This window comes from Pseudomonas marginalis (genome assembly GCF_008692035.1).
In the GTDB taxonomy this organism is placed as follows: domain Bacteria; phylum Pseudomonadota; class Gammaproteobacteria; order Pseudomonadales; family Pseudomonadaceae; genus Aquipseudomonas; species Aquipseudomonas marginalis.
Window position 1 is genome coordinate 2,069,617 of the sequence record NZ_VTFG01000001.1, and the last position, 18,427, is coordinate 2,088,043.

Consider the following 18,427-nt stretch of genomic DNA (forward strand, 5'->3'; position numbering starts at 1 on the left):
TGGTGAATCGGTCCTTTCTGTGGGAAGCGGGCTTACTCTGCACTGGCTGGTTTTGGGGCTGCTTCGCAGCCCAACGCGAGCAAGCTCGCTCACCACAGAGGAATGGGTGATCCTTAAAGAGGCGCCTATACAGTTATGCCTGTTCGCCATCAATGCACTGAGTGATCCACTGCCGGCTATAGGCCAACACCCCATCCGCCATCGCCACCGGAAAATGAATAAACCCATGGGCCGACTCCGGCAGCAGGTGTGCTTCAGCACTGGGCCACCGCTCGGCAATCAGCAGCGTGTCATCCTTAAGCGGGTCCAATTCCCCGACAAACATCAACGCCGGGGGCAGCCCTTCAAAATCGCCATACAACGGCGACAACGGCGGCTGTCGGCGCTCATCATCACTCAGCCCCGGCGTGAGCATGCGCAACGCTTCCACCATCCCCGGCCCGTCCAGCAGCAACGTTTCAGGCCCGGCCGCGCGTACGCTCGGTGTACCGGCCAGGTCATAAACGCCGTAGTACAGCACCGCGCCGCTTATGCGCTTGAGCAGTTCCGGCCATTGCTTGAGCGCCAGCAATGTCGCCGCCGCCAGATGCCCACCGGCCGATTCACCGACGACGATCACCGGCAGCCCGGCAAATTCATCATCCGTGAGCAGCCAACGTGCGGCGTTCAGGCAGTCTTCCATCAAGCCTTCGACCGGCGTATCCACCGCCAAGCGATAATCCACCGACACCACCGCCACGTCGCACGCCTGCAGCATGCCCAGGTTGAGGTCGTCATCCATCTGCGCATTGCCGATCACCCAGCCGCCGCCGTGGATATCCAGCACCACGCCCTTGGGCTTGCCGTTTGGCCGCAGGATGCGCACCGGGACGTCGTCGACAATCCGGCTTTCAGCCGGTATGGCACGCTTGAGCGTTTGACTGACGCGCAACAGCGCCTGGATCAAACGCGGCGTAACGCGATTGCGGATCTTGAAGCGCGGCAGCCAGGCGAGCTTCTGATTGAAGCGGCGCATCTGGGCCAGTTCCGCCTCGCTGACGGGCCACGGTTGGCGAGCCATCAGCGGTTATTACGCAGGATCGAGAAATTCAGCGCCGCCGCCACGCACAGCCACGCCAGGTACGGGAACAGGATCAACCCGGTGATCAGGTCCAGGCGCACGGCCAGTACCACCATCGCCGCCACGGTGATCCACAGCAACACGATGATCACCATCCCGGCCAGCAGGCGATGCGCGCCGAAAAATACCGGTGTCCACAGGGTATTCAGGGCAATTTGCGCAGCCCACAGCGCCAGCACCATTTGACTGCCGGGGATCAGGCTCAAGCGATAGCCGGCCCAGGCCAGCAGCAGGTAGATGATCGTCCAGGCCACCGGGAACAGCCAATTGGGTGGGGTGAAGCTGGGTTTGACGAGGGATTCATACCAGGCGCCGGGTTTGAAAATGACGCCGGTACTGGCGGCGGCGGCGCAGGCAAGCAGGAAGATAAAGAAGGTCATCGTCTGTCCTTGGCGGGAGTGATTTGAAGCTTGGACGTGCGACACCTACCTAAAAGTTCAGCGCCAATTCATTCCGGTATCTCCAACCCGACAATCCTCAGCCAGGGCCACCGCGCCTGATAACTGCGCGCCTTCTGCTCAAACAACGCCTGCTCCGGATGCAGTGGATTAATCCGCAAAATCCCCAGTTCCACATCCTCCAACCCATACGGCGCATACACCTGGCCCGTGGCAATCTCCAAGCCGATGCACGTACCGGCCACCAGATAACGGTCGACCCCGTCGCGCGCCGACTGCAACTGCGGGTAAGGCCGACCAAAGCGCTGAGCGTACCAAAGGTGCACCCGCGCCTGGTTCTTGACCTCGACATTCACGCCAAGGTCTTTGAACAGCTCATCCGCCGCACGAATTACCGCATCCTCCGCCTCGTAGGACAGGTCGGTGTCGAAGTAAAAAACGTCGTAATCCTTCACGCCCTGATCAGCCGGCAGATTCGCCTGATGATCCACACCGCCTGGAACAGACAGCCCGCCGTGAGCATGCACTGGTCCACACCAAGGTCAGGCAGGCGCGCAGTGATTTCGGCGTTGATGGGGTTGGCCATGGCCAGTTCGAGCAGGGTGTCGACGGTCAATGTCATGGAGGCTCCTTCATCATCGGTACGGTCCTGGGAAGCAACGGTACAACATTGAGCGCTGGCGCCGCTTCTTCACGTCATCAAAATTCGCTAAGGTGCCGCGATGCCCTGCCCTCACCGAGACCGCCCGCCTTGGCTGACTCCCCTGCAGATCGACGCGAAAGCCCCTGGTCAGTGTTCCTGATTTTCCTGCGCCTGGGCCTTACCTCCTTTGGCGGCCCGATTGCGCACCTGGGTTATTTCCGGGACGCGTTCGTGACCCGGCGACGCTGGCTGAGCGAGCGCAGTTACGCGGATTTGGTCGCGCTGTGCCAATTCCTGCCCGGCCCCGCCAGCAGCCAGGTCGGCATCGCCCTCGGCCTGTCGCGCGCGGGGTACGGCGGCGCATTGGCGGCGTGGCTCGGGTTTACCTTGCCGTCCGCCGTGGTGCTGATCCTGTTGGCCTTGGGCATCACCCGGCACAGCACCGCCATCCCTCCCGGCGCGTTGCATGGCCTTAAAGTGGTGGCCGTCGCCGTGGTCGCCCAGGCCGTGTGGGGCATGGCGCGCAACCTGTGCACCAACGCCCCGCGCGTGGCCGTGATGCTGCTCGCCGCTTGCGTGGCCCTGCTGCAAACATCGGCGTGGGGCCAGGTCGGCGTGATCCTCATCGCGGGCATGGCCGGCCTGCTGCTGTTCAAGCCCGCACCGCCCACCGCACACGACGCCCTGCCCGTGACCATCAGCCGTCGCGCCGGGGCGCTATGGCTGTCGCTGTTTGGGCTGTTGCTGGCCAGTCTGCCGATTCTCGCCCAGTGGCTGCCCACCCCAACCCTGGCCGTGACCGACGCCTTCTACCGCACAGGCGCGCTGGTATTCGGCGGCGGCCACGTGGTGCTGCCCTTGCTGCAAGCCGAAGTCGTGCCCCGCCACTGGGTGAGCAACGATGTGTTCCTCGCCGGCTACGGCGCCGTCCAAGCCATGCCCGGCCCGTTGTTCACCTTCGCCGCCTTCCTCGGCGCCTCGATGACCCAAGCGCCGAACGGCTGGCTCGGTGGCCTGCTCTGCCTGCTGGCGATCTTCACACCGTCGTTTTTACTGGTGCTGGGCGCGCTGCCCTTCTGGGAAAGCCTGCGCCGCAGCCCGCGCACCCAAGCCGCGCTGGCGGGCGTGAACGCGGCGGTGGTCGGCCTGTTGCTGGCGGCGCTGTACCAGCCGGTGTGGACCAGCGCCATCTTCACCGCCCAGGACGTCGCCCTGGCGCTGATTGGCCTGGTGTCGCTGATGGTGTGGAAACTGCCACCGTGGCTGGTGGTTGTAGGAAGCGGCGCGGCGGGATGGTTATTAAGTCTTACGGTGTGAGCCGCCCAGCCACCGCGCCTTGCTCCCTTGCCTACGCTTGCGTCAGAATCCGCCGGCTTGTGCGCTGAGGTGGCCGTCTCTAAGGTGGCTCGGTCGCTGAATCTCTCGGTGATCGGGTTTAGTAGCCCACGGTTTAACCTAACAAGTGCACAAGCTTCATCTGTCAGACGTGCCTGTCTGTGCTCGATGGTGGCTGTGCGTAGGGCGCCCTCGGGCGCGCCGGTTTTGTTAGGTTCCACCGGTCTACTAACCTGCGTACAGCTACCGCCTTATCGTTTAGTAGCGATCAGGTAGTGGCCCAAGCAAGGAACTTAACAATGGCTACAGATTCAAGCGCTCTCTTCAGCGTCGCTCCCGACGCCAGCAACGAAACCCTCATCACCAACAGCTACGAAACCTTCGCCTCAGTCAGCACGCTGCTGCTCGACTTGTCCGAAGACCTATGCGGCAAACACCGCGACATCGCCCTCGCTATCCACCAACTGAGCGAGCTGGGCGTACTCCTCACGGCCAAATTGCTCGACCGCGAAGCGCCCTGCTCCGGTTAATGCCTAGCCCTTCAATTCACTAGAACGATTACTCGCCGCGTCGTCATAGGCCACATACAACGACTCGGCGATTTGGCTCTTGATGGCTTTGGTGGATTCAAGACCGAGCACAAAACCTTCAGCCTTGCCGCCAGCGCGGTTGAGTTCTTCATGGGTGGCGGCGCCGGTGATGGCGTCGAGGAGCTTGGCGGCGTGAGGGCCTACGCCTTTGGGGAGGGAGATTTGGTCGATGGACATTGCGATACCTTTAAAAGTTGAGTCGGTAGCGCGTGCAACCACTGCCGGGGGTGGCATGGTAGACCGGTTGGCTTAGAAAGGGGGGGCTTTCGACCAGAAGCGTATGCTCCCGAGAGCAACGGTTGCTAACGGCCCAGAGTGTGTAAAAAACTCTGGGCCATTAGTTGTCACTCGACGCGACTCGATAATTCCCACCCGACGGTGCATCATCGCGCTCGCCACGTTCCCGTTGCGGTATAGAAGCCAACGGCGCAAAACCTGCCCGTTCGCAAAAACGAGCCTTTTGAAATGGACGTCATCTCATGTTCGAACGTAACAAACTGGTACCGGAGTTAATGGTCACCAACCTGGACAGCAGCTTGGCTTTTTGGGTTTCTCGTCTGGGCTTCAAAGTAGCTTATCAACGCCTGGAAGATGGATTTGCATACCTTGATTTGAAGGGTGCTCAAGTCATGCTTGAGCAGGTTGATTCGGGTGCGGGTCAATGGCTGACTGCGCCGTTGACCAAGCCGTAAGCTATCCTGCGCTGCGACATGCACCGCCTGTCACAGACTTTCGAGCAACCTTAAAAACGGCGCACCAGGAGAGCTGCATGTTGATAGGCCATCGCTTCGAGCGCACTGCCCAGGGTGACCTGCACATCCACTCGCGCAATCGGGTGCAAAGCGCATTCGTGCTGCTGACCGGCGCAATGGCCTTCATCCTGCCGCTGGCCTTCGTCGTGTTGGGGTTCAGCGCTGAAAATGCGTCGATGGCGGACCTGGACCCACTGTCCTCGCTGCTGATCGTGCTCGGCCTGCTGCTGATTCCTGCCCTTGGCCTGCTGCTGATGGTGTACACCGGCACCCGCGAAACCTTGCTGTTATCGCGGCACAACGGTGAAGGCACGCGCCGCACCCGTAACTTTTTCGGCGGCCGCGAACGGGTGCAGTCGGTGTTCAGCATCAATGCCCCCCATGCCCTCGAACTTCGCCGCCGCCCACAGGCCGAGCCGGTCTATACCCAGCTGTGGCTGGTGATGCGCGATGGCAGCGAGCAGCGTTTGACCACCGACAACGTGCCGGTGGTGCCGGGCAGTCAACGCACCGACAGGTGGCTGCGTGAGCTGGCCGGCTACCTGAACCTGCCGGTACCCACCGAGGTGGTGGTCGATCCGGCGGCCAGGGCGACCGCCTATAGGCCCGCCCCCGCCCACGACAGAGCGGCAAAGGGGATCAAGCTGAAGGGGAAAGAGCTCACCTCTTCACACGAATCGAGCGAGAAACTCGGCCTTCCCGCCCGCGCCCTGCTCACCCTGCTGGGAGCGTTCCTGGCGGTGCTGGAGTTGACTCACGTGATCGCATTGATGCGTGCGCTGTTGACCGGACGGCTGCGGGTCAGCGGGCTTCGAACGGGGTCGACAAGTTTTTACTGGGCTGAGCAACCGATGGTTTTTTCATTCAACCTGCTTGTCGGCATCGCCGAGGTGCTGATTATCGGGTCGATCGCCTGGGGTTGCCTGCGCACGGCGATACTGGGCCGACTTAAAGCCAATCCCTGAGCGCCGCCCTACGACACAAGATCGCTCTTTTATGGTTTTGACTGCGGTTGCGCCATCTGCCGACCTGTCAACATTCACAGTATCCGCCACGGCTGTCAGCGTTCAGAGTAAAGACTACTCAGCCGAGGAGTTCGCCATGCACATCTCCAGCTCGAACCTGGTGTCCATCCGCGCAGCATCGATGATTTTGCTGTGGCCTGCGGTACTGTTCAACCTTGCAGCCTGTACATCGAGTTCCAATACCAACACGGCCGGCAGTATGTGCCCGGGTATCGGGAACATCCACCAGACCAAAGAGTTAAAAGGCTATAGTTACACCGCACTTTCACCCGGCAGCGGATGGAAAGGTGAGAACCCCTATGCACAAGAGCACTACCTCAAGGGAATGAAGTTTGAATCGGCCGCTATTCGCACTGCGCAGCAACGCGAAGGCCAGCCCGAATATTATTTCGTAGCCTGTGACTACGAGGGGCCGGAGCAGTTGGCGTTTTTGAGAATGTCCCAGCGTTTCCCTGTACGACCTCGCGCGGTCGGCCCAAATTGGACGGCAGACGACTTCTGCCGGGCTGGTTCGGTGGACGGTTGCCAATTCACGATATTCACCGAAGTGCCGTGATAGATCTTCGCCGTAAGCTGATGCCCTAAGGCATGCACGCTGCTAATCTCAGGCATTTGGCCCCTGCAGACTCTCCATGCCCCTGACCCATCGCGAAACCGCCCGCCTCGACCGCTGCCTCATCGCCGCCCTCACCGACGCCTGCGAAACCGCCAAGACTGAAATCCCCGGCTTCGATTGGCTGACCCACACCGTCGACTACAGCGCCTTCCCCCAAAGCCTGCGGGTGATCTGGGTGTTCGACAGCCGCGCCAGCAAGGAGCACGCCCTCTCGACCGGGGCAGACACACGCATGCGAGAGCTGACTGCCGCCGCACTCAACGATGCGGACGTGCGCGGCGCGCCCATGGAGCGCTGCGTACACTTCGACTCCGAGGAAGAATGCCGCCTGCGCCATGACGGCGATTGGCGCGTGCGCCTGGCCAAGGTGCATACGGCCAAGGTGTGAGTGCGCGTCTTCCTGGCGCCGGTTGTACCAGTGGGCATGGCATCTGCGGGCTTTCGCGATGGTTGCTGCACGGCTGCATTTTTACCCCACCAGGCAGGTCACACCTGCGTACTGAACCGCTGCACTCCACGCCGCTCATACATCGCCGCTTCCGTCGCTTGCGTCGCCCGCTCGCCTTTGTATTGCAGTTGTTGGATAAAAGTCCGGTCCTTGGCCCCCTTGATGTCCGACGGGTCGTGATCCGTGAGTAGAGGCGCCAGATCAAGGGTCTTGGCGAAGTTTTCGTTGGTCAGGCTGTAATAGCCCAGGCCCGACCAGACGGAATCGGCGTCCACCGTGTCGATGGCGGCATCGCGGTAGGCAACGGCTGCGCTTTTCAGGCCCAGGGATCGGTTGAGCAAATCCGTCAGCCGCTGGGTATCCGAGCGGCTGAGCTGGCTGGCCGAATCCAGCACTTTCAGACGGCCATCGGCTTCGACGGTGAAGCCGTATTTTTTGCCGGCCAAGTCGGGAGCGGTGGCCGACAGCGCTGACTCGAATGACTTGAAGGAAGCCTTCAGCGTACTGAACGCCCCGTTGAAGATTTCAGCGCGGCGAGGAAAGTCTCGCGACTGGGTACGACCGACCCAGGTGTCGACCACCTCCAGCGGTTCCAAGGGGGGGCTGGCTGATCCACTGGGATGGTAGACGGCTGCCGGGGCGGCGTTGGCCAACGCGTCTTTCGCGGCGTCCGTCAGGGGCTGGGCCGCGAGTTTCTGCTCGGAAGGTGCGAGGCTGACATTGGCCGGCGGGAGATAGGCAGCGCTGACGGAAAGAGCCATTTAATCGGTCCATGATTGGCGGGTTCATACAGGTTATCGACGGTAAAGGGTCGAGCTTTAGGCGGCCAACCTGCAGGATCGTACAAGCCAGGCGCTCCGCGGCCTCGATAGTCTGGCCGTCTTACCTACCAGAGGATGGATCATGGCTACGTCACAGCACTCGGCACAACCGGTAAACCTCGCGCAAAAGGCATCGCTCATCGACGCGCAGTGGAGCCCCAGGGTCGTCGCCGAAATGAACGACTACCAGTTCAAGGTGGTGCGCATCGAAGGGGAGTTCATCTGGCACTCGCACCCGGAAACCGACGAAGCGTTCCTGGTGCTCGAAGGGACGCTGCGTATCGATCTGCCGGAAGGCCCGGTGTACGTGGCGGCGGGCGAGCTGTATGTGGTCCCGCGTGGTATGGAACATCGGACCGCCGCCGAGGGTGAGGCGAAGCTGATGATGATTGAGCCTCGAGGCATCTTGAATACCGGCCATGAAGGCGGTGAACGTACTGCAACAAACGATCTTTGGATCTGAAAAAATCGCGCGCCTCATGGGGCTCGGTCATTGAGTCGAGCCTTTAGCGGGTAATTTCTGGATAATACCCAGCTCCCGCCCCCGATACGGACATCCCGCTCGATGAAGTTGCCCACCGCCGCCGCCCTCCTCCTCGCCTCTGCGCTGCTGCCTTCCATCGCCCACGCCGACGACGCCGCGCTGACCGATACGCTCAAGGCCTTCACCCGCTGCGACGCGACGTTCTTCAGCCGCCTGAACAGCCACCGCGACGCCTGGCAGGCCTACGCACCGCTCAAGCAGGACAAAGACTTCGCGTGGATCGCGGTGGTCAACCGCGCGGACCGCAAGGCCAACGCGGTGCCGGTCAGCACGCCGCCCATCGCCGGCTTGAAGCTGTTGTCGTACGCCGACGAGGCCACCGACCTCGGCAACCTGGGGCTCTACTATTACTGGGGCTTTGTTGTGCAAGGCAACATCGACGAGGTTGCCCAACGCCTTGCCCCGCTGCTCGACCAACCGGCTCGCCTGCAAAAAGGCGACGGCGCCTACATCCGTAGCGAGCTCAAGGTCGGCGACCGCTGGCAGGCCATCAAGCCACGGCCCGGCACCGCGCCAGGCACCCGCGAAGTCGAGCGCGTACTGCTGGTAGAGCCCGAGGGCAGCGACGGCACGCAATCGCGCATCAGTTGTTCGTTGCAGGGTGGTGTCGATGCGGCGCTGCTGGCCTGGTCGCGTCCGGACATCCAACCGGTGGACTACCCGCGCACTATCGTGGAACCAAGCATCAACGACGTCGCCGTCCCCGCCAGCGTGCTCCAGCGCCTCGACTCGGCCCTGCTGCAGCCGAAGTTCAAGACGTTGAGCTACACCTACCTGTCGAAAAAAAGCGATGGCAGCAACGACAGCCCCACCTCGGTGACCTTTACGGCGGTGGGTGGCTTGCTGAACAAGAATGAGATCTACAGCGACACCTTCCATGTCGAGCGCCTGGTACAGGCGGACCTGATCCAGTTGAAGTCGAAGATGAACGGCGTGGGCGACGGCCAGGTGCTGCTGACCCGCGAAGCCGAGCTGAGTATTCCGAGCAGTTGGACGCCTGGCCAGACGCTGAGCGCCAACCTGCACATGGCGAACGTGCCCGGCAAACCGACCGATACCCCACTCGATACCTTTGTGAGCTGCAAGGTCGGCCAGCGCTTCCCGGCCCGACAGGTGTTTGCCTCGTTGACCGGCGACGCCATCAAGCTGGAGTGCGAGCAAGGCGACTACAAGACCTCGCGTGCGTTTATCGAAGACCTGGGCATTGCCGTGACGCTGGCAACGACCTCGAGCAAAATGCGCTCGGCGTATGAATACACGGCGTTCGAGGTGGTGCGTTGATCGAAGGGACGTTTGCCAAGCAAACATCCCGCTGATTCAGGGCACTCTACGTTGCCGCAGCAGTCTGTTCCTACACACCCCATGCCCCGCGGAGTTCCCATGATCATTGTCCATCACCTCAACAACTCACGTTCGCAGCGCATTCTGTGGCTGCTGGAAGAGCTTGGCCTGCCGTACGAGATCAAGCGCTACCAGCGCGACCCGAAAACCAACCTTGCGCCGCCGGAACTCAAGGCGATCAATGCGCTGGGTAAATCCCCGGTGATCGAAGACGGCGCCAACGTGGTGATCGAGTCCGGCGCCATCGTCGACTACCTGATCCGCCGCCATGGCAATGGCCGCCTGCAGCCGGACCCGGCCACGGCCGCCTACGACCAGTACGTGCAATGGCTGCACTTCGCCGAAGGCTCGGCCATGCTGCCGCTGATGCTTAACCTGTATGTGGGCCGCCTGGGTGAAGCCGGTGCGCCGCTGCACCCGCGGATCGAATCGGAAGTGGCCAATTACCTCGGTTACCTCAACGAGGCGCTGGCACACACGCCGTATCTGCTGGGGGATGACGTGAGCGGCGCGGACATCCAGATGAGCTTTATCGGCGAAATCGCCAAGGCCCAGGGCAAGCTGGCGGCGTACCCGCACCTGGCGGCGTGGGTACAGCGGTTCCAGGCACGCCCGGCTTATCGCCAGGCGCTGGAACAGGGTGGGGAGTATGCGTTTGCCAAGTGAGTAGCTTGCCCTCGACTGCGTGACAGAGGCTAAGGCGCCGCCATCTGCCACAGCGAAGCGCCCACGCCGGTGATGCTCTCTCCCGCAATCAACCCCGCCGCTGCGGTAATCGCAAACCGCTCGGTGAGGCTCGGCCAGCGGCAGCTCACCAGCCAGGTGAGCACCGCACCCAGGGCCATCATCAGCGACACCGAAGCTGGCAGCACAAACGCCAGCCCCAACGCGGCAGCACTGGGCAGGTAGCGGGCGCGATGGGCGGGTAACAGGCTGTCGAGTACGCCCAGCAACACCCCGGCCAGCCCTGCGATACCGATCGCCCAGCGAATGCTCGCCGACAATGAATCCAGCCCATGGGTGAGGGTTTGCGCCACGGCTTTCCAGGTCGCGACCGCCGGCGCCGGCCATTCCTCGGTGAGCAACATCGAATGCGGATCAGGAATCAGCGCCAGGTACGCGAACACCCCGACGATGCTGCCAATGAAAATCCCCAGGATCTGCGCGATCACTTGCTTGTGAGGCGTGGCACCAATGGCCTTGCCGACCTTGAAGTCGTTCATCAGGTCGGTGCACTGCCCGGCCGAGCCGCCAGCGGTGTTGGCGCTCATCAGGTTGATCGGCACCTGCCCCGGCGCGACGATACCGAAGCTCAGCTGGGACAACTGCCCGATGGCGCCAATCGGCGGAATACCGGTGGCGCCCACCACACGGGCAGCGACGGCCGCCAGGCAGATCGCCAGGGGGATGGTCAGCAACGCCATCCACAGGTTGATGCCGAACAACAGTGCCTGCAGGCTCACCACCAATACGATCGACAGCACAAAACCGGCGGCCGGCCCGGGTTTGGGTACGCTCCAGGCTTGCCCGCCGGCGGACTTGGTCGAGGTGTATAACGCCCACAGACGAATCGTCAGCGACGCCAAGGTCGAGCACACCATCAGGCTCACTCCCGGCCACAGCAACCACTCCACCAACGCCGCAAATTGCGGGCCGCTGCTGCCGGCCGGCAAGCTCACCAGGCCTTGCGCCAGCAACCACGGGCCCAGGCCGCCCCAGGCGAGCAAGGCGCCAAGCAGCAGGGTCAGGCCGACACGAATGCCGATAATGCCGCCAAACCCCAGCAGCAACAGCGAAGGGTCGGCAGTGAAGGTCAGGCGCTCCAGCTGGGCGGTTGGCGACCAACGCGGGAAAGCCCACACAAAGGTGTCCACCCACTTCACCAGCCCGGACAGCAACGCCGCACTGAGCAGCACCTTCAAGCGCGTCGCCGCTTCGCGCCCATGGCTGTAGATATGCAGCAGGGTTTCCAGGGTGGCCATGCCTTCGGGAAACTTCAGCGCCTTGTCATTGAGCAACGAAGGCCGCAGGTACCAGGCGATCCAGATGCCCAGGAAACTCACCGAGAACACCCAGGCGATCATCGGCAGCGCATCCAGCTGGTTGCCGGTCAGCAGGGTATAGGCCGGAATCGGCGCCACCAGCCCACCGGAAATGATCGAAGCAGCGGCCGAGGCGACGGTCTGGTTGATATTGCTCTCATGCAGCGTCCACGGCAGCTGCTCCGACGACCGCCTCGCCAGGCCCTGCCAGATCGCATACCCCACCAGCAGGGCAATGATCGACATGTTGAACGACCAACCGATCTTCAACCCGGCGTACACATTCGAAGGGGTCAGCAGGATACCGAGCAACGTGCCGGTGATGACCGCGCGCAGGCTCAGTTCGCGTTCGACGGGGGGATGAAGGGGGACCGTTGATGAGGTGGCATGCATGCGGATTCCTTTCGGCAGGGGAACAGGGCGACATAACAAGTGAGCCCCTCAAGGCCTGAAGGTTCCTACGCGGCAAGCGGGCACCGTTTTTTGATGAGCGGGCTTCAACCACTGCGCCATCAATTACTCAATCAGAGCCATGCAGCATCCCATAACGAATAATCCCCTACCTGCTCCACCAACCCGGCCCGCAAAGGGTTGGCAATGATGTAGCGAGCCATCTTGCGAACATCATCCTCCGCACGGACAGCCCTATCGTGATAACCGGGTTGCCAGACACGCTCCTTGCTTTGACGACGCCGGTTGATGGTCAGCGTGCTACGCGACTTCATACGCCGCACCACGTCGGGCAAGGTCTTCCGCTTCAGCTCAAACAACCAGTGAATATGGTCAGGCATGATGACCCAGGCCAGAGAGTCGACCAATCCCAGCTCATGAACCTGCCGGAATTCGGCAACCAGCAGACGACCCAGATAAAGGTCGGTGAATAGGCGCTGACGGTGATGCACGACAGCGGTAATGAGGTAACTGCGTCCGTATTCAGAGTAACGACCGTGACGCAGGCGATGGGATTGGGGTGTGGGGCGCATTCCGATGCTCCTGGGGACCGTCCTGAAAAGCATTAACACTAGCGCGCCGTAGCTGGCGAGCCAGTGTCATCGGGTGACTGAATGTATCCGCCCGGAGTGACCTGGCTTTTTTGTGGTGAGCGGGCTTGCCCCGCGCTGGGCTGCGAAGCGGCCCCAAAAGCGGTTATCCGGATTTACCTGGAAAAACGTGGTGCTCTTGATGGGGCCGCTTCGCGGCCCGGCGCGGGGCAAGCCCGCTCACCACAGAAGCCCGCTCACCACAAAAAGTCCGTTCACCACTACGCGGGTGCACCATCACCAAAGATCATCCCATTACAGAAAACCTGTCATCGGGTGACTGAATGTATCCAGCCCGGAGTGACCTGGCTTTTTTGTGGTGAGCGGGCTTGCCCCGCGCTGGGCGGCGAAGCGGCCCCAAAAGCGGTTATCCGGATTTACCTGGAAAAACGTGGTGCTCTTGATGGGGCCGCTTCGCGGCCCGGCGCGGGGCAAGCCCGCTCACCACAGAAGCCCGCTCACCACAAAAAGTCCGTTCACCATTACGCGGGTGCACCATCACCAAAGATCATCCCATTACAGAAAACCTGTCATCGGGTGACTGAATGTATCCAGCCCGGAGTGACCTGGCTTTTTTGTGGTGAGCGGGCTTGCCCCGCGCTGGGCGGCGAAGCGGCCCCAAAAGCGGTTATCCGGATTTACCTGGAAAAACGTGGTGCTCTTGATGGGGCCGCTTTGCGGCCCGGCGCGGGGCAAGCCCGCTCACCACAGAAGCCCGCTCACCACAAAAAGTCCGTTCACCATTACGCGGGTGCACCATCACCAAAGATCATCCCATTACAGAAAACCTGTCATCGGGTGACTGAATGTATCCAGCCCGGAGTGACTTGGCTTTTTTGTGGTGAGCGGGCTTGCCCCGCGCCGGGCTGCGAAGCGGCCCCAAAAGCGGTTATCCGGATTTACCTGGAAAAACGTGGTGCTCTTGATGGGGCCGCTTCGCGGCCCGGCGCGGGGCAAGCCCGCTCACCACAGAAGCCCGCTCACCACAAAAAGTCCGTTCACCACTACGCGGGCGCACCATCACCAAAGATCATCCCATTACAGAAAACCTGTCATCGGGTGACTGAATGTATCCAGCCCGGAGTGACCTGGCTTTTGTGGTGAGCGGGCTTGCCCCGCGCTGGGCTGCGAAGCGGCCCCAAAAGCTGTTATCCGGATTCACCTGGAAAAACGCAGTGTTCTTGATGGGGCCGCTTCGCGGCCCAGCGCGGGGCAAGCCCGCTCACCACAGAAGCCCGCTCATCACAAAAAAGCCCGCTCACCACAGAAGCCCGTTCACCACAAAAAGTCCGTTCACCACTACGCGGGCGTACAACCCGTTCCCCCGGCCACCTCGCCATCGGCTTGTGCCTTGTCCAACAGTTGCTGCACCCACGGCCCGTTCCGGGGATTGACCACGCCATAGCGGTCCGGGGGGAAAAACGCCCAATGATGGGCGATTGCAGTAAGGCGCTTGAGCTCATCGGCCGCCAGCCAATACCCGGTGTCCAGCAAGGGCAGCGGTTCGCCGTCGAAACGTCGCCCCAGCATCAGGTTGGTGCCGGGGGCGAAGGTAAAGGCCAGGTCCTGGCAGGGTTGCAGTTGTTTGTCCGGTGCCGGCATGCGGCCGACTCGGTTGTAGGTGAAGTCACCGGGGTATTCGTCCTTGAATACCAGCCAGTGGCCCGCCGTGGTCTTGGCGACGATCCACTGCGACACCCCGCTGCTCTGGGTGCGTTCGAGCTGGCCGTTTTTCCATTGCATCAGGGCGTTGCAGTCGGGATCGTAGTCCGAGGCCCACAGGCTGGTGCCCGATACCAGCCTGTGGCGCTCCAGCTCGACCACGCCCTGGTCCGGCATGGCCTGCCAGTAGCGCTTGATGGGATCGCGGGTATCACGCAGGTAGTTGCGCAGCCCCCAGGCCGCCGTAAAGACGACTGCCGCCAACACCTGCCAGGCAAACGTGTCGCCGATGACACGGTCCACGTCCAGCCCTGGCGCGAACGCGGCCCCGTACAGCCACACGCCCAGCATGAACACCAGGCTGGGCAGGAACACACCAAAGCACAGCGGCGGCAGCAGCACTTCGATCCAACTGAAGTGATGCCCGGCTGCATGCTCCCGTGCCCAGGCCTGCTCCTGGGCGAGCATGGGTGCCTGTTCGCGCGGGCCGATGCCGGGATCGGGGGCCTTGAAGCGCCAGTAAAGTGCGATGGGATCGTTATTCATGCCGCGCATCATGCCCTTGGCGCGGGCAGAGATACAGCGCCCCGACCACCGATAAAACAATCATTGCCGAGACCCGCCTACAGTCATACGATGACTGATCACACCCATAACAATAAAGGATCACCTGTGAACAAACCCCTGCTCCTGGCCGCCGCTGTGGTCTGCGGCCTCAGTGCCCACGCCCACGCCGCCACGTTTGCGTACATCTCCAGCCCGGTTGACGGGCTGATTTCCCAGTACCGCCTCGACGAAAGTAACGGCGCCCTGAGCCTGGTCGAGCAAGTCACGGCCGGCGACCAGGTCAACCCCATGGCCCTCAGCCCCGACGGCAAGACCTTGTTCGCGGCGTTACGGGTCAAGCCGTTTCAGGTCCAGGGCTTCAGCATCGACCCGACAACCGGCCGCCTGACGCCGCAGTCCAAGGCGCCACTGGCCGAAAGCATGGCGTACCTGGCCACCGACCGCGCCGGGCGCTATTTGCTCGCGGCGTCCTACGGTGCCGATACCCTCAGCGTCCAGCCCATCGACAAGCCTGAACCTATCCACACCTACAAGACCGGCCTGCATGCCCACTCGCTGCGCACCGACCCCAGCAATCGCTTTGCCTACGCCGGCAATCTGGGCACGGACCATGTGCTGCAATACCGCTTCGATGCCAACACCGGCGCACTCACCCCGATCGGAAGCGGCTTCGTGAGCGTGCCGGCCAATACCGGGCCTCGGCACCTGGCGTTTTCGGCCAACGGCAAGTACCTGTATGTGGTCGGTGAAATGAGCGGCACTGTCACCGCGTTTGCCATCGATGACAGTACCGGCGCGCTGACCCAGATTGGCGTGGCCAATGGCATTCCCGAGCGTTTGAAACTGGCCCATGGTGAAGTGCGTGACGCGCGCAACAATGACCTGAAAGACGACCCGACGCCGCGCATCTGGGCGGCCGACCTGCGCCTGTCGCCGGACGGCAAGCTGTTGCTGATGAGCGAGCGCACCAGCAGTTCGGTGTCAGCGTTTGCGGTGGATACCGCCACCGGCGGCCTGCGCTATGTCGACAACTACCCGGTCGAGGAGAAGCAGCCGCGCAATATCGCGTTCTCCCCCAACGGGCATTGGCTGCTGGTGACCGGCGAGAAAAGCGACAAGGTCGGCACCTATGCAGTCAGCGCCAGCGGTGCGTTGAAGCGGGTGGGGGAAGCGGCGTCGGGCAAGGGGGCGCTGTGGATTGAGGTGCTGCATACCTCGGCCAACTGACCTGAACCTGTGGGAGGGGACTTGCCCCCCCCACAGGGTTGGATCTTGACAGTTTACAGGCCTCAGCTCAGGCGAAAGCGCGCGGTGTTATCACTCAACGCCTGGCTGCCCTTGCTCAAGGTGTCCGCCGCACGGTTTACCGCGCGGGCGCCGTCCAGCAGGCGCCCGGCGGCCTGGTCGACTTGCTGGATATTGCCGCTCACTTCATCCGCCGTCGCTGCCTGCTCCTCCACGGCCGTGGCGATTTGCGCCAGGGTGTCGGTGACGTTCTGCACCGCGCCGGCAATCTCGCCCAGGCGCGTGCCCAGGCCGGTGACGGACTCGGCATCGGTCAAGGCCTGCTCGCACGCGGCGCCCATCAGCGTCACCGCCTGGCTCACGGTGGCGCGCAGGCTGTCGACGGTGCCGGCGATCTGCGCTGTCGAGGCCTGGGTGCGTTGCGACAGGCTGCGCACTTCATCGGCGACCACCGCAAAGCCCCGGCCCTGCTCGCCTGCGCGTGCGGCTTCAATGGCGGCGTTAAGGGCCAGCAGGTTGGTCTGCTCGGCGATGCCACGAATGGTGTCGACCACCGATTGAATCTGCTGGCCTTGCTGGCTGACCTGCTGCAAGGCGTCCGAGGTGTCGGTCAGGCGCTGGTTGAGCTGCTGGATGCTGGCGGTGGTGCGCTGGCTGTCGCGGCTGCTGTCTTCGGCGATGCGCCGGGTCTGCTGGGCACTGCCCGAGGCCTGTTCGCAGCTGCGCGCGACGCCCATGGACGTGGCGGCCAACTGCGTGGCGGCGGCGGCGATCTGGCTGATCTGGTGCTGCTGGTCTTCGACTTCGCTGAGGGTGCTGCCCGATTGCGAGTTCAGGGTAAGCACCGCCGAGCCAAGCTGCTGGGTTTCGTGATTGACGCCGAGCAGGCTGGTGCGCAATTGCACCACCGCGACGTTCAGCGCGGTGCTGATCGCCGCGAGTTCGTCGCGCCCTTCTACCGTCACGGCCACGCACAGGTTGCCGTCGCGCAGGGACTCGGCCAGCGTAGTGATGCCGCTGGCGCTTCGACGGATGGACGCTTGCAGGCACATGAACAGGTACAGCGCCGCCAACGCCAACAGGCTGAACGTTGCCGCCATCGGTATGAATTGCGTGTTCGCGTGCTCGTGGTAGTAGTCCAGGCGCGCATCCATCGACGTCAGCGACTGAACACGCAACGCGCCAAGCGAGGTAAGCATGGCGTCGATACTGCGCTCGAAACCGGCCGTATCCAGCTTGATGCTGCCGCCGAACACGCCGTCGTCGAGCACTTTGAGTTCGTTATCCAACAACTGCAGGCTGGTGTCGTATTGCGCTGTCCACGGTTCCATCCCGGCGTATTGCTTGGCCTTGAGCGAAGCCGCAGCCTTGACCAGTTGATCCCGCGCATCGCCGATGCGGCTGCGCAAGTCGCGCATCTGCAAACGGCTCTGCAAGGTGAACTGCCCCGAGGAAATCGAGGACTGCCCCACACTGGCCATCCGCCCGATACGCTCGATCAGGTCGGGCGTTTGCTGGGTGCCCATCTGCATGAGCATGTAGGTTTCCAACCAGGGATCGAGGATCAGGCCGGCGTCGAGGGTGATCCGTTCGCGCAGGGCCTGCATCGCCGTCAGCGCGGCGGTGAAGCGGTCGTAGCCATCCGGCCACCAACCCACGGTGCGCAGGGACGCCGAGTCCATGCCCTTGACCGTGGCCTGCAAAGCCTCGAAGCGGGCCAGGACGTCAGCGCCGGCGTTCTGGGTTTTCAGGGCATCACCGAGGGCCTGCAGGCTTTGCAGGATCAGCGGGAAATTGGCATCCACCTTATCCATCGCCGCCTTCGCCGCTGGCGTCGGGGCATGCAGGATGTCCGCCGCTTTCCAGCGCGCAGCCAGGTTACGTTGGACGGTCAATTGGCCATCCAGCGCGTCCAGGGCCAACAGTTGACGAAGGCCGGACTGCTCAGCGGAAATCACGCCTAACTTGTCGCGATAGTCCTGGCCGATCATCCACAGGCTGCCCGCCAGGGGCAGCATGAACAGGAAGAACAGGATCTGGAACTTACGCGCGAAGCCGAAACGTCCGAGCAGGCGGATACCGGGTGATAAAAGGCTGTGCATGTCCACTCCCAAAAACAACCCACGCGTTAGACGGCAGGCGAAGCCTTGAAATGACTAACGGCAAAATGCCATGTCATTGATTAGGTTGGCACTAGCAAGATACGGGCCGCTGCTGCACAGCCCTGAAACAGGGCAC

At 62.5% G+C, this 18,427-nt stretch carries 18 protein-coding genes and 2 pseudogenes; 11 read left to right on the top strand and 9 right to left on the bottom strand.

What is annotated here, in order from left to right:
• Positions 1–133 precede the first annotated feature (133 nt).
• The 3 genes and pseudogenes from FX984_RS09590 to FX984_RS09600 all read right to left on the bottom strand — a co-directional run bounded on the left by FX984_RS09590 (position 134) and on the right by FX984_RS09600 (position 2,140).
• On the bottom strand, positions 134–1,060 hold the full coding sequence (locus FX984_RS09590; RefSeq protein ID WP_146476668.1) for an alpha/beta hydrolase fold domain-containing protein: 927 nt from the start codon (positions 1,058–1,060) through the stop codon (positions 134–136).
• Positions 1,060–1,500: a tryptophan-rich sensory protein TspO gene (gene tspO / locus FX984_RS09595; protein WP_065925072.1), complete on the bottom strand. Its 441-nt coding sequence runs from the start codon at positions 1,498–1,500 to the stop codon at positions 1,060–1,062. The genes FX984_RS09590 and tspO overlap by 1 nt, the downstream gene beginning before the upstream one ends.
• 68 nt (positions 1,501–1,568) lie before the next feature.
• Positions 1,569–2,140, bottom strand: a pseudogene (locus tag FX984_RS09600) (nucleotidyltransferase family protein).
• 129 nt (positions 2,141–2,269) lie between these two features.
• Between FX984_RS09600 and chrA the strand changes: the two are divergent.
• Together chrA and FX984_RS09610 are read left to right on the top strand one after the other, a co-directional pair.
• Complete coding sequence (chrA, locus tag FX984_RS09605; protein ID WP_092354942.1) at positions 2,270–3,478, top strand: chromate efflux transporter; 1,209 nt, start codon at positions 2,270–2,272, stop codon at positions 3,476–3,478.
• A gap of 317 nt (positions 3,479–3,795) precedes the next feature.
• On the top strand, positions 3,796–4,026 hold the full coding sequence (locus tag FX984_RS09610; RefSeq protein ID WP_027604040.1) for a DUF6124 family protein: 231 nt from the start codon (positions 3,796–3,798) through the stop codon (positions 4,024–4,026).
• Between the two features lie 3 nt (positions 4,027–4,029).
• Here FX984_RS09610 and FX984_RS09615 read toward each other — a convergent pair whose 3' ends face one another.
• Positions 4,030–4,263, bottom strand: coding sequence for a hypothetical protein (locus FX984_RS09615; protein WP_027604039.1), 234 nt, complete (start codon positions 4,261–4,263; stop codon positions 4,030–4,032).
• Between the two features lie 302 nt (positions 4,264–4,565).
• Here FX984_RS09615 and FX984_RS09620 point away from each other — a divergent pair.
• From FX984_RS09620 to FX984_RS09635, 4 genes and pseudogenes are all read left to right on the top strand, one after another.
• A pseudogene (locus FX984_RS09620) lies at positions 4,566–4,775 on the top strand (VOC family protein); the annotation flags it as partial.
• Positions 4,776–4,855: 80 nt separating this feature from the next.
• On the top strand, positions 4,856–5,803 hold the full coding sequence (locus tag FX984_RS09625; protein WP_146476669.1) for a hypothetical protein: 948 nt from the start codon (positions 4,856–4,858) through the stop codon (positions 5,801–5,803).
• Positions 5,804–5,939: 136 nt separating this feature from the next.
• Positions 5,940–6,419: a DUF3757 domain-containing protein gene (locus tag FX984_RS09630; protein ID WP_158277077.1), complete on the top strand. Its 480-nt coding sequence runs from the start codon at positions 5,940–5,942 to the stop codon at positions 6,417–6,419.
• A 76-nt stretch (positions 6,420–6,495) separates the two neighbouring features.
• Positions 6,496–6,867, top strand: a complete 372-nt coding sequence (locus tag FX984_RS09635; RefSeq protein ID WP_146476670.1) for a hypothetical protein — start codon at positions 6,496–6,498, stop codon at positions 6,865–6,867.
• A gap of 98 nt (positions 6,868–6,965) precedes the next feature.
• Here the strand turns inward: FX984_RS09635 and FX984_RS09640 are convergent, their stop codons facing one another.
• Entirely contained in the window at positions 6,966–7,688 is a 723-nt protein-coding gene (locus tag FX984_RS09640; RefSeq protein WP_146476671.1) for a hypothetical protein, read from the bottom strand.
• 142 nt (positions 7,689–7,830) lie between these two features.
• Between FX984_RS09640 and FX984_RS09645 the strand changes: the two genes are divergently transcribed.
• The 3 genes from FX984_RS09645 to FX984_RS09655 all read left to right on the top strand — a co-directional run bounded on the left by FX984_RS09645 (position 7,831) and on the right by FX984_RS09655 (position 10,299).
• Entirely contained in the window at positions 7,831–8,211 is a 381-nt protein-coding gene (locus FX984_RS09645; RefSeq protein WP_092354959.1) for a cupin domain-containing protein, read from the top strand.
• A 102-nt stretch (positions 8,212–8,313) separates the two neighbouring features.
• Positions 8,314–9,573, top strand: coding sequence for a hypothetical protein (locus FX984_RS09650; RefSeq protein WP_146476672.1), 1,260 nt, complete (start codon positions 8,314–8,316; stop codon positions 9,571–9,573).
• 99 nt (positions 9,574–9,672) lie between these two features.
• Complete coding sequence (locus tag FX984_RS09655; RefSeq protein ID WP_108573814.1) at positions 9,673–10,299, top strand: glutathione S-transferase family protein; 627 nt, start codon at positions 9,673–9,675, stop codon at positions 10,297–10,299.
• Positions 10,300–10,328: 29 nt separating this feature from the next.
• Here the strand turns inward: FX984_RS09655 and FX984_RS09660 are convergent, their stop codons facing one another.
• Both FX984_RS09660 and FX984_RS09665 read right to left on the bottom strand, forming a co-directional pair.
• Entirely contained in the window at positions 10,329–12,068 is a 1,740-nt protein-coding gene (locus FX984_RS09660; protein ID WP_146476673.1) for an OPT family oligopeptide transporter, read from the bottom strand.
• Between the two features lie 131 nt (positions 12,069–12,199).
• Positions 12,200–12,658 carry an REP-associated tyrosine transposase gene (locus tag FX984_RS09665; RefSeq protein WP_146476674.1) on the bottom strand — a complete coding sequence of 153 codons (459 nt, stop codon included), beginning with the start codon at positions 12,656–12,658 and terminating at the stop codon, positions 12,200–12,202.
• 81 nt (positions 12,659–12,739) lie between these two features.
• On the opposite strand from FX984_RS09665, the gene FX984_RS09670 reads away from it, so the two are divergent.
• Complete coding sequence (locus FX984_RS09670) at positions 12,740–13,819, top strand: hypothetical protein (protein WP_154905345.1); 1,080 nt, start codon at positions 12,740–12,742, stop codon at positions 13,817–13,819.
• 195 nt (positions 13,820–14,014) lie between these two features.
• Here the strand turns inward: FX984_RS09670 and FX984_RS09675 are convergent, their stop codons facing one another.
• Positions 14,015–14,923, bottom strand: a complete 909-nt coding sequence (locus tag FX984_RS09675) for a hypothetical protein (RefSeq protein WP_223841619.1) — start codon at positions 14,921–14,923, stop codon at positions 14,015–14,017.
• Positions 14,924–15,049: 126 nt separating this feature from the next.
• On the opposite strand from FX984_RS09675, the gene FX984_RS09680 reads away from it, so the two are divergent.
• Entirely contained in the window at positions 15,050–16,171 is a 1,122-nt protein-coding gene (locus FX984_RS09680; RefSeq protein ID WP_027604030.1) for a lactonase family protein, read from the top strand.
• A 62-nt stretch (positions 16,172–16,233) separates the two neighbouring features.
• On the opposite strand, the gene FX984_RS09685 is transcribed toward FX984_RS09680, so the two are convergent.
• On the bottom strand, positions 16,234–18,291 hold the full coding sequence (locus FX984_RS09685; protein WP_146476675.1) for a methyl-accepting chemotaxis protein: 2,058 nt from the start codon (positions 18,289–18,291) through the stop codon (positions 16,234–16,236).
• Between the last annotated feature and the right edge of the window lie 136 nt (positions 18,292–18,427).